General features: G+C 45.8%; 5 protein-coding genes. All 5 read right to left on the bottom strand.

From position 1 onward, the window contains the following. Positions 1 to 14: 14 nt before the first annotated feature. Positions 15 to 752 carry an ABC transporter permease gene (locus P364_RS0130440; protein ID WP_024633785.1) on the bottom strand — a complete coding sequence of 246 codons (738 nt, stop codon included), beginning with the start codon at positions 750 to 752 and terminating at the stop codon, positions 15 to 17. Continuing rightward, positions 745 to 1,662: an ABC transporter ATP-binding protein gene (locus P364_RS0130435; protein WP_024633784.1), complete on the bottom strand. Its 918-nt coding sequence runs from the start codon at positions 1,660 to 1,662 to the stop codon at positions 745 to 747. Before P364_RS0130435 ends, P364_RS0130440 begins: the two co-directional genes overlap by 8 nt. 86 nt (positions 1,663 to 1,748) lie before the next feature. Next, positions 1,749 to 2,789, bottom strand: coding sequence for a sensor histidine kinase (locus tag P364_RS0130430; protein ID WP_024633783.1), 1,041 nt, complete (start codon positions 2,787 to 2,789; stop codon positions 1,749 to 1,751). After that, positions 2,782 to 3,489 carry a response regulator transcription factor gene (locus P364_RS0130425; protein WP_024633782.1) on the bottom strand — a complete coding sequence of 236 codons (708 nt, stop codon included), beginning with the start codon at positions 3,487 to 3,489 and terminating at the stop codon, positions 2,782 to 2,784. Before P364_RS0130425 ends, P364_RS0130430 begins: the two co-directional genes overlap by 8 nt. A 193-nt stretch (positions 3,490 to 3,682) precedes the next feature. Next, the gene (locus P364_RS0130420; protein WP_268870918.1) at positions 3,683 to 15,853 is read right to left on the bottom strand and encodes a non-ribosomal peptide synthetase; all 12,171 of its coding nucleotides are present in this window, start codon (positions 15,851 to 15,853) and stop codon (positions 3,683 to 3,685) included. Positions 15,854 to 15,861: the final 8 nt, after the last annotated feature.

Here is a 15,861-nt window from a genome sequence, read left to right as displayed (position 1 = left end):
AACTTCTTTTTTTATTAATGGATATCTATTTTCTTGAAATAACCGATGGCCAGTCCAAGACAGATGATAGACGTAGCAGCGATCGAAATATATGAATACTCTGGCGGATATTTGGCTTCCAGTGTTCCATTGGCAATATCCAGTGCTGCGGTCCATGGAAATAATCCGCGATGTTCACTTGTAGCGAGCATCACATTCACCAGTGTAATAATAATGGTTACGATAATCGCCGGAACAAAACTTTTTAATACGAGCGTAATCAGAATGATTGGGGTCGACAGCAGAAACAATAAAAGACCTGCCACTACATAATTGCTGAGCGAGTTGAGCACGAACTGTGGAGTAAGACCTGCAAATTGACCCAGCGAACCAAAAATGATCGCCAGCGCCCAAGCGGATAATGTAAGCAGTATAATCCATCCCAGCAGCATAATCCATTTGGACATCAGCAGAGCGACCCTGGAAACGGGAATGGTCAGCAGATTCTTCATTGTATCCTCTGCATATTCCCTGTTATACAGGTAAGCGGTAATAACCCCATACAACGGAACCCCAATGACCAATACAGCATATATGCTTGTGTTGGACATAAGCACACTGAATTGTGCCACAAGGTATGGCTCCTTTGTTTTCATTTGCACAAACATGGCTGCAGCAACCATCAAAGGGGCAACAGCCGCGCCGATGATACTAAGCAAAAACATTTTGGATCGTTTCAGTTTCAGAAGTTCACTGTAAAGCAGATTAACCAATGGTTCCACCTCCAACCAGCTTGGTGAAATAGTCTTCCAACCGATCCTCACTCACCATAATTTTGGTTACATCGATGTCATTCTCCATAAAGAGCCTGTTCAGCTTCCCTTGTTGTCCAAGGTGGGAATAAACCCTGATGTTGCGTTCATCATGAACTTCATATTCAGCCTGATCCAAACCGTCGAGAATTACCGTGGCCTTATTATCATCTGAAACTTGAAATTCGGTGTATTTGCGGTTTCTTTTACGAAGCTGCTCAAATGAAATTTCCTCCAGCAGATTCCCTTCGTGAATAATGCCCATGTAATCAACCAGTTGTTCTATTTCCGACAAAATGTGGCTTGAGATCAAAATGGTAATATTCCTCTCCGCGGCCAGATTTTTGATCAGCCTGCGAATTTCCTTGATCCCAATCGGATCAAGTCCATTGGTAGGTTCATCAAGAATCAGCAATTCAGGATAATGCAGCAGGGCTCGGGCAATGCCTAACCTTTGTTTCATTCCCAAAGAATATTTGCCTACCAATTTTTTGGTTTCATTTTGCAAGCCCACGATTTCAAGTGAGTCCTCAATTGCATTCTTTTTGTATATCCCCATGATTCGAGCGTTGATGGATAAATTCTCGCGGGCAGTCAGATTCTCATAAAATCCGGGTACTTCCACGATCGAGCCGGTTCTTCTTAATATTTCTTTTTGATTGGTAAACAGGTTCTCTCCAAATATCTCAATCTCGCCATGTGTTGGTTTGATTAGACCAAGAAGCATACGGATCGTCGTTGTTTTCCCTGCACCGTTGCGTCCAAGAAAGCCGTATATCCCACCTTGGTGAACAGTCATATTCAGTGAATTGACTGATTTTTGAGTCCCGTATTCTTTGGTAAGATTCGTTGTTTTGATAATTACACTCACGTCCAGCGCACCTTCCTTCCAAGAACTGATAATTTCATTCTAGGTTTCAGATTTTAAATAGCGCTTATCCAAATCTTAACTATCTCTTAATTGTGTTGTGACTGTGACACCCGTGTATACTCGGGGATCGTGAATATAAAGGATGTTTTCACTCCTGGTATGCTCTCTGCCTGCAAATGTCCCTCGTTTTTCTCGGCCAGTGTTCGGGCAATGGAAAGCCCAAGTCCACTTGCCCCAAGGACAGGACTACGTGAATGGTCACTGCGATACATTCGTTCAAACACCAGATTAAGCTCTTTTTCCGATATCCCTGGACCCTGATCCCACACGGTTAATTGAAAATGGATATGACAACGTGCCATTTCAATACCCAGAACGCCCCCTTCATGCCCATACTGGATGGAATTTTGAATCAGATTGCTGATTAAGCGATGGATACTTAGCCGATCTGCCATCACGAAACAAGAGTAATCGGGAAGTTGAATGTTCAGATCCATCTCTGCTTTTTTGAGACTTGGCATAAATTCAATCAAAATCTCCCTGGTCAATTCGGCCAGATCCAACGGCTCAGCCCGCATGGGCATCTCGTCTGCATCCAGTTTGGCCATGGTGAACATCTCATCTATCATTTTTTTCAAGTCCTTGGACTTTCTCGATAAAATATCCATATAATCGCTTCTCTCTTCTTCTGTTGATGCAATATCATCCTTGAGCGCGTCCACATAACCAATCATTGAAGTCAGCGGTGTACGAATATCATGTGAAATACTGGAAAGCAAACTTTTTCTCGCTGCCTGGGAACGCTGTGCATCGATATTTACGTTTTCAAGCTGTTCCATCAGGTCATTCGCTGCAAAAACGATCTCATCCAGCAGAGCATTCCCTTTGCTTAACATTCTTCTTTTCCCTTCTCCATTGACCGCCCGATGCAGCTCAGAAGCAATCGATTTCTGCTTGCTTCGAATCTGATATTGATTAACGAGTACCAAGATGCTGGTGAAAACGAACGCTGCAAACAACCACATTCGTGAACCATGCGACAAGCTAGTGTAGTATTCCAGGGCAAGTGCCCCAGCTCCGATAATCAACTGTAGACCGGATAACATCAAGACGGCATCTCTATTCATCCCGTTCACCTACAAATTTATATCCGATACCCCAGACGGTTTTTATAAATTGCGGATTCGAAGGATCGGATTCAATCTTCATTCGCAGCTTTCGAATATGTACCATAATGGTATTGTCATCATCCAAATACCCGTTATCCCATACATTTCTGAATAATTGCGCTTTGGTGAACACCTGACCTGGATTGGACATCATAAATTTGAGCAATTCCGTCTCTTTGCCTGTCAAATCAATCTCTTTGCCTTGAACATCAACGGTGTATGTTTTCAAATTCATCATCAATCCTTTGAAGCGAATAAACTCACTGTGGTCAGGGACCTCAGTACCAAGAACCATAAATCTGCGCATAAGCGCCTTAATTCTCGCAACCAGCTCATGAATGCTAAATGGTTTGGTAATATAATCATCCGCACCAATGCCAAGACCTATAATTTTGTCTGTTTCGTGATCTTTGGCAGTCACCATCATGATGGGGACGTTGCTGGTGCTGCGAATTCTTCGACAAGCTTCCATACCATCCATTTGAGGCATCATCAGGTCAAGAATGACCATATTATATTTGTGCTGTTGAAACAGCTGCAGCGCTTGTTCTCCATCTGCGGCAGTGTCTACGATATACATCTCCCGCTCCAAATATTTTCGGATCAGGTCTCGAATCTCCATATCGTCATCCGCAATAAGTACACGAATATTTTGCATAATTTCAACCTTCTTTCCTGTCAGCATTTTGCATAATTCGATTCAACTCGCTCCCGGGTATAAGATCTAGACGAATAGAAGCATTTCGATCTATATCTTCCTGATTGAAAGACACTCTTTGGATTTATGCAAAATGCTCATGTGTAAAAAAAAGGTTGGCGTTTCTGACTCACGAAACGCCAACCTTGAAATGTTATTTAGTACTTGTCAGCAGGAGTTCGTTGATGAGCTTTGCATTCTGTTTCACAATTTCCGGATAGTTTTTGTCGATCATCTCCATATGTTTGCCATAACCTTTCACTTCTCGGAATTGTCCTGTGGTGGATTGGGCCCACAATGCAATTGAAGCATTGGCATCGGAAATCCCTGAAGTCACATAACTGATGTTACCATCAATCGTACCAAAGGTTATGGCTTCATGAACATACAGGTAAGACTTTGTAATCAGCTCCAGCAAATAGTCATTAGCCAATTTCTCAAGGTCTTGATATTGACTCATGTTGAACTTTTGCTGAATCTCCTGCCTGATCTGTTCTTCAGTCAGACGATGCTCTTCCACTTCTGTTCGGTATTTTGAGTCCAGTATAATCAGGTCACGCACTTCATATCCTCTGCGGTTAAGCTCCTTGGCGACATCGAAGGCCAGTACTCCACCCGAGGAATAACCCATTAGCGTGAACGGGCCCTCCTTTTGAATATCAATCATCATTTGAGCGTAACGAGCAATCCGATCTTCTGAAGTGATGAAATTAAAGCTGTAAACTCCGAACGAGTCCAGATGCTGAGCAAGCGTCATGTAGGCAATCCCCATGGAAGCAGCGGGAGGAAAACAGAAAACCATCCGATTTTTCTCGCTTGTCCGGGTTAGCTGCATGCAATCTTCGGTGTAGTCCTCCAAGAGATCTTTGGCTTTCTCAACAAAGTTCGCCAGATCAGCAATGGTTGGTTTCTCAAAAATATCTTTAAACGGAATTCTAAAATTCAGCAGACTGTACAAACGGGATACAAAAGACATCACATTTAACGAATTTGCACCCATCTCAAACAGATTTGCGTGTATACTGATTGGCTTTACGGGAAGAATGTCCTCCCAGATATTTGCCATGTGGCGTTCCAGTTCCGTTTCAGGTGGTGTGTAGGCTTGCTGAGCTGTCACACTGCCCTCTGGCTCAGGCAATGCCTTCAAGTCCACTTTCCCATTCACTGTCAACGGGAGCTGATCCACCACAATGAAGAATGCAGGGATCATATATGCGGGAAGCTCGTCATGCAAGCCCTGTTTTAGTTGAACGATGTCCATCGCTCTACTCGGGTCCGCAGGCACGATGTACGCACAGAGATAGCTCTGCTGAGCATCATCTTTCCGCGGGGTCACAATGACATCTTTAACTTCCGGTTGTTGCAACAAACGATGTTCAATTTCTCCCGGCTCAATACGGTATCCCCTAATTTTCACCTGATGATCGATTCGTCCGAGGAATTCCATGTCGCCATTTGGCAGCCATTGCACCAGATCACCTGTCCGGTATAGGGTAGTCCCTTCTTTGAACGGATTGGGTACAAACTTCTGCATCGTTAGTTCCGGACGTCCGAAGTATCCTCGGGATACTCCATCACCTCCAATGTAAAGTTCCCCTGGCGAACCAGCCGGAAGCAGCTGATGATGTTGATTCAGCACATATAACTGCACATTTGCAGCAGGTTTCCCAATAGGTACTGAGATTCTCGTGTCCGTCTCGGGATTGTACGGATGGATCATGCAGCCTACAACCGTTTCCGTTGGCCCATATTCATTAAAGATCTGAACCTTGCCTCCAAAACTCTCGTACACTTCCCAAGCCAATTCCGATTTCAGGTCCTCACCGCCTACAATCAGGCACTTGATACTGGATCGGGTATTGTCCATATCCTTAATCAGATTCAGATGTGATGGTGTCAATTTAACTACGCCTGCTTGCCGATCCCTGAATACATTCAGGATCACCGGTTCATCTCCACTGGTTGGATATACCACTATTTTATTTCCAGTAACCAGTGGTGTAAAGATCGAAGTGATCGTCAAATCAAACGCAAAGGAGGAGTACAGGGCAAAATCAAGCTCCTGATTCTGCAAATAAACGTCCTTCGCCCAGAAAATATAATTGATCAGACCGCTGTGCGGAATCATTGTGCCTTTTGGTTTCCCGGTCGATCCTGAGGTGTAGATCATATATGCTACATCCTCCGGCCCAGCATGCTGCTCCAATGGTTCTGCTGAATAATTGCTATAATCCGCATCAATCACTACGGATGTTCTTCCTGGCCCGGTATGGCCTTCTCCCATTTCCAATAGGATCGATGAACCGCTATCCTCCAGAATCAATGCAATCCGCTCTGCGGGATATTCCGGGTCAATGGGCACATAAGCTCCGCCTGCCTTCATAATAGCAAGAATGCCAACAATCATCTCGGGTGAGCGCTCAACCATAATTCCTACCATGGAACCTGGACCAACATGGATAGCCTTTAAATGTCTTGCCAATTGATTCGATTTTATGTCGAGCTGTCTGTAAGTCAGCACATCATCGCCCAACGCTACGGCAATATGTTCAGGGGTTTTGGCGGCCTGTTCACTGACCAACTGATGCATCGTCTTGCTCTTTGGATAGACTGATGCCGTATCGTTGTACTGATGCAACAGGGTAACCTGCTCTTGTTTCGTCATGATTTGTATGTCATCGACCCGCATGTTTTCATCTGTTACTATTCGTTGCAACAGAGTCAGCATATGATTTTCCATGAGTTTCATTAAGGATTCATCATACTTGCCGGAATCATAAGCAAACTTGATTACTAGCTCTTCACCAGGTATTGCAATCAGATTGAATCCATAATTCGTCTGTTCCTGACTATGGACGTCCTCAATGACAAACCCAATATCATTCGTGTCCTGTTCCACAAGACTTGAATCCACCGAGTAATTTTCAAAAACCATGATATGATCGATCAAATCTCTTTTTAGACTGCTCAAAGATGCAATTTCAGCCAGACCCAGATGGTGATGCTGACTTCCTTCAATGGATGAGGCCTGCATATCTCCAATCAGTTGTTTGAAGGTATGTCCCTCATCCCATTGAATCCGTGCGGGAATGGTGTTAATAAATAAACCAACCATGTTTTCGATCCCTCTTACCTGCGCTTCTCTCCCGGATACCACCGTTCCAAATACGACATCCGAAGTATCGTTGTACTTGGCAAGCATGATTCCCCAGACACACTGCATAACCGTATAAAATGTGACATGGTTTCGGTTAGCGAGATCATTCATTTGCTTCGTGAGCTGTCTGGAAATGCGGAATTGATGCTCCTGTGGAGTTGCCCCCTCGTTCAATGAACGAGAAGTTCCTGCTGGCAGCTGAACCTTGTTCTCATATCCGCCCAGATAATTCTTCCAGTACGAGATGGCTTCATCCTTGTTCAACGCCTGCAACCATTCCACATATTCACTATAAGGTACAGGCTCGTGGAGCTGAATGTTTTTCCCAGTACGTTTGCATTCATAGAGATGAACCAACTCTGCAAGAATGATGCCTCTTGCCCAGCCATCAAGCAAGATATGATGGTTACTCCAGATTAACGAGTATTGCTCCTCATCGGTCTGCAGCAGTTCGAATCGAACCAGTGTATCTTTGCTAAGATCAAAGCCTTTTCTTTTATCCTCCCTAGCAATTGACAATACACGAGAGCCTCTATCCTGTTCTGGCACTTCTCGAAGATCCCGGTATACAAAAGCAGCTTCTCGGTTTTGACAAATAATATTCCGCGGCTCTTCTGTAACTTGGTATTCAATGGACGCACGAAGCATTTCGTGACGCTGCATCAACAGGTTCAGACTCTCCTGAAACCGGTCAATGTCAAGATTTCCTCTGATGTTCATGATCAGCTGCTCAAAATAAACCCTGTCTCCGCGATTCTCAAGTGCATGGTACAGCATCCCGCGCTGCATGTTGGCCAAAGGATATATTTTCTCAATTCGCTCTGGGCCGAACTTTTGCGTAACCACTTTCAAATTTTGCAGCGTTACATACGGATCTCCATAATCGGATGGCGTTTTTTCGGCCTGCTGCTGCACACAATGTTCAATGACCAGCTGGAGCATTTTTTGGTAGGTTGTCGCCAAGTTCTCAACAATGGATTCATCAAACAACTTGTGGTTATAGGTGATGTTAATCACCAATTGACCTTCGGCCACATATGCAATAACTTCCATTGGATTGGCACGAATGACATCATCGCCAACCGAATTGCCCGCTGACAACCAGGAAGAACGAAACAGGCCGCTGTTGATATCCTGATCCATTTGTCCCAAATAATTAAACAACAGGAGCGGTGTCTGCTCTTTCAACGTTGGCAATTCATTGGTCATATATTTCAATATTCCGTAACCAATTCCTTTGGCTGGAACCCTTCTTAGCTGCTCTTTTACCTCCTTGATGGTTGTACCGAGCCCTTCCTCATTCCCGAGATCGATACATACCGGATATTTGCTTGTAAACCAGCCAACCGTACGACTGATATCCAATTCGTCTCCCATAAGCTCGCGACCGTGACCTTCCATCGTTACCTTAACTTTATTCGCTCCTGCACATTCCTTGATGGAGAGAGCTAGAGCAGCCAGCAGAATGTCATTAATTTCGGTATAGTAGGCCTGGTTTGTCTCTCGCAAAAGTTGAGTAGTCATCTCCCGGTCCAGCGACACACTGCTCATTCGATTATCACCGTAACGGTATTCATCTAGATGAACTTCATGCCTTGGAAGAAAACCGGTCTCTTCTTGATCCGTCTTGATCCAATACACCCGCTCCTTCGCGAGACGACCTCCCTTCGCATAGTCGCTTAGGAAAGCTGCATAGTACGGGTAAGAATCCGTAACCGGATAAAAAGAAAGATCTTGTCCTTCCAGAAGCTGCTGATATCCTATGGCCAAATCTTCCAGCAGAATTTTCCAAGATACCCCATCAATCAGCATGTGATGGATTACAATGAGCAGATGATCTCCCTGATCGGTTCTAAAAATGACGGCTCTCACTAGAGGTCCCTCGAAAATTTCGATGGATTCCTGTATGTTGGAGGCTGCCTGCTGCACCCTGATAAACAATTCCTGCTCATCAAGACCAATCATGTCCTGTACATCCAGTTGGAAAAGACCTGCTTCATAATCAAGATGGGTCTGCACCACCTTGCCTTGTTCCTCACGATAGGACATCCGCAATACATCGTGATGCATCATTAACCCTTCCATAACCTGCCGGACTGTCTCCGGATTGAATCCCTTCTCCCGGTACAACATCAGGGATTGATTAAAGTGGTTCATCCCTTTACGTTGATGCTGCAAGAAATAAGACTTCTGGATAGGTGTAAGATCAATCGGACCCGTCATACGCTGCTTCATCCGGTCTACACGGGAATCTTCTCTAACATAACGCCCCAGCAACTTGATCTGTGGATTAGCAAATAGCTCTTTCATGGTCAGCTTTTTGCCAGCTCTGGACAGTCTGGATATAATTTGCAAGGCTTTGATGGAATCCCCACCGGAAGCAAAGAAGTGATGGTTAATGCCGATTGGCTTGAAGCCAAGCACCTCTTCCCAGATTGAAACGAGCAAGCTCTCCGCTTCGTTTCTTGCGGCCTCATAGACCGTCTCTCCACCCATGCTTGCATCCGGTTCGGGAAGTGCACGTACATCCAGTTTCCCATTGCCGGTCAGAGGCAGGGTATCCAATTGCATAAAATGCGTAGGAATCATATATTCAGGCAATTCGACACCCAGATGAACGCGAATTTCGTCCAATGGTATCGATCTGTTTGCGGTGAAGTAGGCACAGAGCACGGTAACCTGTTCCTGGTTTGCTCCAGGTACGATAACGGCCTCTCGTACACCTTCCAGAAGCAGCATTTGTTTTTTGATTTCATCCAGTTCAATCCGATAACCACGCACTTTCACCTGATTATCCTTCCGACCTGCCAGTTCCAGCTCACCGTCATGTGTCCAACGGGCAAGATCTCCTGTTCTGTACATGATTCGCCCCGGCTGGAATGGATCTTCAACAAACTTCTCCCGGGTCATTTTTACCTGTTTGAAATACCCGCTGGACACTGATTCACCCGAAACACAAATTTCACCAAATACACCCTGGGGCACCAGATGGTCATGCTTATCAAGCACGTATACCACAGTGTTATCAATCGGTCTGCCAATAACCGGATGATCTATAAAGGAACGAACATTCACAGACGACAGGTTATGAAAAACCACACCAATCGTCGTTTCAGTTGGACCATAATGATTCATAATTCGGCTGTTTGGATACTCCCCAAGATACTTTTTCACATCGGTTGTATTTATCTTCTCCCCGCCAAACACAACAAGCCTCAGCACAAGCTGCCATTCTGCAAATGCAGGATCATGGAGCAGCAGATTGAACAATGAAGGGGTCAGTTTAATAAATGTGATACGTTGCTGAGCCATCAATTGTAATGCTCTGACCGGATTGGTGTAGTCTTCCTTGCTTGGAACGTGAAGCTCGCCGCCTTGCAGCAGGGATGAAAATACACCTGTGTATCCCAGATCAAAAGCACTGGAAGACATCAGCATCGTTCGATCTGCCGCAGAAATTCCCGCTTCGCGGATAAACCATTGAACGTAATTAACAATATTTCTGTTCCGAACCATAACCCCTTTCGGAGTACCTGTTGACCCAGAAGTATAGATCATATAGACCTGCTGTTCAGGCGAAGTCGGCAGAGATAGATCCATGGAGTCAAAGTGCTCGATACTGCCGTCGTTAACCTGACAGACATCCCCACTGAAAGATAACCCCTTGGACAACGGACGATCCGTCAACAGAAGGACAGCCTGACTGTCTTGCAAAATAACATTTGTCCTGTTCACGGTCTGCTCAGGATCAATCGGTAAATAAATGGCTCCCGTTTTAAGAACGGCCAGCATGCTTGTAATCAAATCCACAGATGGACTAACGCTTACAGCGATAACCGAATTCGGCGCAGCTCCTCTTGCTCTTAGCAAGCGGGCCAGTTGATTAGCTCTGAGATTCAACTCTTCATAAGATAACTCGTTTTCCCCCGACACCACTGCCCGTTGCCCGGATGATTTCCTCACTTGCTCTTCGAACAATTCGATCAGGGCTGCATCTGTTCTGTATTGCACAGACTGACCACAGGATAGCTGCATCATAGAACGGGTTTCTACTGAGGTGATGATTGGAATATCCTGCAACCGCAACGCGGCATCGTTACTGATATTATCCAGCAATTCAACCAAGTGGCCTGCCATCCGCTCTATTGTTTCAGGCTTAAACAATTCCGTAGAGTACGTGAACACACATTTGATCCGGCCCTCAGCCTCCATTGCGGTTAAGGTGATATCAAATTTGGATCGGATGTTGGTTGGAAGAAGTGACGTGAACTGCACACCCTCCAATGCAAGCTCCTCACTGTCATAATTCTGAAATACCAGCATCGTATCAAACAAGGCGCTTCGGCTCATATCTCTTGCCAAGGCAAGCTTTTCAACCAGTTCATCGAAAGCATAATCCTGGTTTTCATAGGCCTGAAGTGTATTCTCCTTGATCTCGTTAAGATATTCCCTGAACGTAAACGTGCCTACCGGACGATTCCGAAGTGCCAGTGTATTAATGAACAAACCGATTACATTTTGCAGTTCCGGCTGTGAATTGCCTGCTACCGGCGTCCCCACGATGATATCCTCTTGCCCGGTGTATCGATGTAACAGTGTTGTATAACCAGCAAGCAGGAGCATAAATAAGGTTACGCCCTCTGTTTGAGCCAATTGAGACAGCCGCTGCGACACACTCTCAGATAACTCAAACGGGAACAGTTCGCCTTCATAATTGCGATGTTGCGGCCTTGCATAATCGATAGGCAAATCCAGGAGCGGGACCTCCTCTTGATAGACACTGAGCCAGTAGTCCTGCTGTGCCTGCATCACATCCGTTGTTCTGGACAGTGCTTGCCACTCGGCATAATCCCTGTATTGCAATTGTAGTGGTTCAAGCACTTGTCCTTCATACAGGGCGCTCAGCTCCCTGGTCAAAACGCCCATGGATACACCGTCCGCAATAATGTGATGCATATCCATAATCAGACTGTATTCCGCAGGCCCCATCTGCACAAGTTCAACCCGCAGCAACGGAGCCTGAGTCAGACTGAATGGACGTACAAATCCCGCCTGCCACGCTTCTAAAGTCTGTTCACCCAGCTTGCGAGAGGTGATCCTGAATTCCACCTGTTGATCAATGCGTTGAACAGGCTGTCCATCAACCATATGGAAGGAGGTCCTGAACGATTCATGACGCTTGATCAGATCCTGAAAAGCTCTTTTCAATTGGCGTACATCCAGATTGCCAGATATTTTCATAGCATAAGGCATATTGTAGGCCAGGCTCGAATCTTCCAGCTGATGCATAATAAAAAGTCTTTTTTGTGCGGAGGAGAGCGGGTAAAACTCCTTGGTTTCCGCTTTGGTTATGGTCTCATAGCTGCTGGAACGAGCAGAATCAATCCACTGGGACAAGGCTCTGACCGTTGGCGTTGCAAATACTTGTCTCAATGGTACGGCCACACCGAATGCCTTGTGGACACGAGAAACGAGAGCCGAAGCCTTCAGTGAGTGTCCTCCCACTTCAAAGAAATTGTGGCTTACGCCAATATGGTCATTGTTTAGAAGCTGATGCCAGAGTGCAAGCAATTCCGCTTCCACCCTGCTTCCCGGAGCTTCATAACCCCCAAGTGCAGACATGCCCGCTTCCGGGGCTGGCAGCGCTTTGCGATCCACTTTCCCGTTGGAGGTCAGTGGCAATTGATCCATCTTTACAATGTAGGCTGGCATCATATAATCCGGCAATTGAAGAGACAGCTGTTGTCTGATCTGTTGCGTAACCGCATCATCTGCTACCTCGTTCAGGGTGATATATGCACAGATATATTGTGTATGCTCTTCATCCGCCCTGGCTACAACGAATGCATCCTTGACGACAGAAAGCTGAAGCAATTGATGCTCGATTTCACCCAATTCAATTCGATATCCCCGGATTTTGACCTGATGATCCATGCGGCCCAGGTACTCCATGCTGCCATCTGCACGCCATCTGGCCAAGTCGCCTGAACGATACATTTTCTCACCAGGATAGAACGGATCTTCGACAAATCGTTCTTCCGTAAGGTTGGTTCGATTGAGGTATCCTCTGGCAAGCCCTTCACCTGCAATGTATAGCTCACCTACACATCCTACAGGCTGCAAATGGCGATACTGGTTCAGAATATATGCCCTGAGTGTAGGGATGGGCTGACCTATATTACTTCTGCCCGTTTGTATATCAGACAGGGTAATCTCCTTATACGTAACATGAACCGTAGTCTCCGTAATGCCGTACATATTAATTAACTTTGTAGACGGATAACGCTCATACCATGCTGCCAATAAGGACGGACTTAACGCTTCTCCACCAAAAATGACTTTTCGCAAAGTCAATTCCTTTCTCGCACGTTTTGCCTCTTCATGCAGCAATCGATAGAAGTAGGATGGCGTCTGATTCAGTATGGTTACCTTTTCACGGATTAGCCATTGCAGGAATTCTCCGGGCTGTTGGGCGACCAGATGTGGAACGATAAGTAATGTCCCCCCGTACAACAGCGCTCCATACATCTCCCATACCGAGAAATCAAAACAGAAGGAATGAAACATCGTCCATATATCGTTCTCGTTAAAATCAAATCGATTACGGTCGTTAATCAACAAACGTACAACATTTTTATGCTCAATCAGTGTTCCCTTCGGATTCCCGGTCGTGCCTGAGGTATAAATCACATAAGCGAGATCATGTGACTGAACGGATGTCTCCAGATTTCCTGCATCCTCATGATACGAGTCCTCTTCCTCCAGCACAACGCATGAACCACGGTGAAGACCACGATCCATTCCTTTTTCAGAAACCACCAGCAGGTGGATGCCCGAATCCTCCAGCATATAGCTAATACGGTCATCCGGATAGGTAGGATCAACAGGTATATATGCAGCTCCCGCTTTTAACACTGCCATGATGCCAACGATCATATCGACTGACCGATCCGCCATAATCCCAATGAATTGCTCTGTTCCTCCTGTAAGAGAAAACAGCGTACGAGCCAGTTGATTGGAACGCTCATTCAGCTCCGTGTACGTCATATGACGATGCTCATCCAGGACAGCAATTCGATCAGGCGTACGTCGAACTTGCTGTTGGAACAGCTCATGAATGGTCATATTTCGCGGGTAATCCGCATCAGAGTTATTGAAAGAATTCAGGAGCACCTCACGCTCTTGACCGCCCACAAGCCGAATGTCAGCAAGCTGATGATGATCAGCTGAAGTAACTTGTTCTGCCACACTCCTAAAATGTTGATCCATATGCTCGATGATGGATGAATCATATTTATTACCATCATACGTAATCACAAGGGTCAGACTGTCACCAGGTGTTGCTGAAATCAGGAATCCATAGTTGCTCTGTTCCTCCGCATGCAGTCCGGTAATTTCAAAACCAACCCCAGTGCTGGATTGTTGAACAGCTCCATGATCCAGGGCATAGTTCTCAAATACAAAGACGTGATCCATTAATTCCTTGTTGAGGTCGCTCAATGCCTGAACCTCAGCCAAATTCAAATAATTGAATTGCTGACTTTCAACGGCTTGTTTCTGAACGGCCTGGAGTACGTCGCCAAAATGCTTTTGATGCGGGTAACCAATCCGAACAGGAATCGTATTGATGAACAACCCTATCATCTCTTCTATGCCTTCAACTGGCGCTTCTCTGCCAGAGACTACGGTTCCAAATATGACGTCTTCCGTATCATTGTATCTGGCCAGCACCAGACCCCAGATACATTGAATGACGGTATTCAACGTCACACCATAATGAGCACCTATTTCATTTAATTGGCGGGTTAACTCCTGTCCCAAAGATATCGTCTGTTCTTTTCGCAAATACGGAACATCATGCTCTGTAAGAAGCGAACCTGGAACACTCGACTGTGTGTCATAATTCTCCAGATAACGTCTCCAATACGCTTGGGCCTCATCCTTGTCCTGACGAGTGAGCCATTCAATGTAATGATGATATCGTTTCGGCTCCTTCATATTGTGCGCTTTATTCTCCAGTTTGGCCTTATAGATCTGGAACAGCTCGGATAATATAATTCCCAGACACCATCCATCCAGCAAAATATGATGATGGCTCCATACAAGAGTGTAGGATTGATCAGTGGTGCGAAACAGAGCTGCACGCATAAGTGGCTGTGTATCCAGACGGAAACTGTGAGCCTTATCCTGCTGTAAAAAACTTTCCAACTGCGCTGCTGAGCGATTCGTTTCCATAGCAGTCCAGTCATGAAATTCAAATTCAATGGTGAGATTTTGCATAATGACCTGTCTCGGTTCTTCCAAATCTTGATGTATAAATGAAGCTCTCAATGCTTCATGTCTGTTCATGAGCTCGTTGAAACTGGATTGCAAGTCATCCGGGTTCACTTCCCCGCGAATCCTCATGACCGTTTGCTGAAAATACGCAGTTGATGTCTCATCTTCCATTGCGTGAAAGAGCATGCCTTGCTGCATATTGGTTAACGGATAAATCCGTTCAATGATCACGCCCGGACAGGCAGATTTAATAAGTTCCAACTCCTCAAGTGCCAGGCTCGGATCACCATAGTCGGAAGGTGTATATGTCGTTTCACGCTGACACAAGCAATGGTCCGCAATTTCCGTTAATTGCTCCAAGAACGTCTCTGCAAATCGACTCACAAGCGGCATGTCCGCAGCAGTTTGGTTTGCAGTTACGTTGAGATGTAACTTCCCACCAGATACGAACGTATTCAGTTCAATCGGGTTATTTCGGGCGATATTGCCACCAATCGTTTGCCCCGTAGAGAAACGAGACTCCCGGAACATGGCTTCCCCAATCATGCCTCCGTCCATCTCACCGAGATAGTTAAACGAAATGGATGCTTGGTGCTCCGTCTGCAACTCCGGCATTCGGGCCACATATTTCAGCGCTCCATAGCTGAAGCCTTTATGCGGTACCTTGCGCAATCCTTCTTTCACCCGTTTGATCGTGGTCGAAAGTTCATCCTCCGCTTCTCCCTTCAGCAGCACCGGGTACAGGGTTGTAAACCATCCCACGGTGCGACTGACATCGATCCCCTCCAGCACATCTTCCCGGCCATGGCCTTCCAGGTTCACTTTCAGCTTCAGCTCGCCTGTCAGCTTCCGCACCGCAAGGTATAGCGCACTGAGCAGCAGATCATTAATCTCCGTCT

The sequence above is a fragment of the Paenibacillus sp. MAEPY2 genome (genome assembly GCF_000499205.1).
Classification (GTDB): domain Bacteria; phylum Bacillota; class Bacilli; order Paenibacillales; family Paenibacillaceae; genus Paenibacillus; species Paenibacillus vandeheii.
This window is presented reverse-complemented; position numbering and strand designations above follow the sequence as displayed.

Coding starts and splice junctions, on each gene's coding strand:
- P364_RS0130425 (WP_024633782.1), bottom strand. CDS start 3,489: ATGCAAAATATTCGTGTACTTATTGCGGATGACGATATGGAGATTCGA.
- P364_RS0130430 (WP_024633783.1), bottom strand. CDS start 2,789: ATGAATAGAGATGCCGTCTTGATGTTATCCGGTCTACAGTTGATTATC.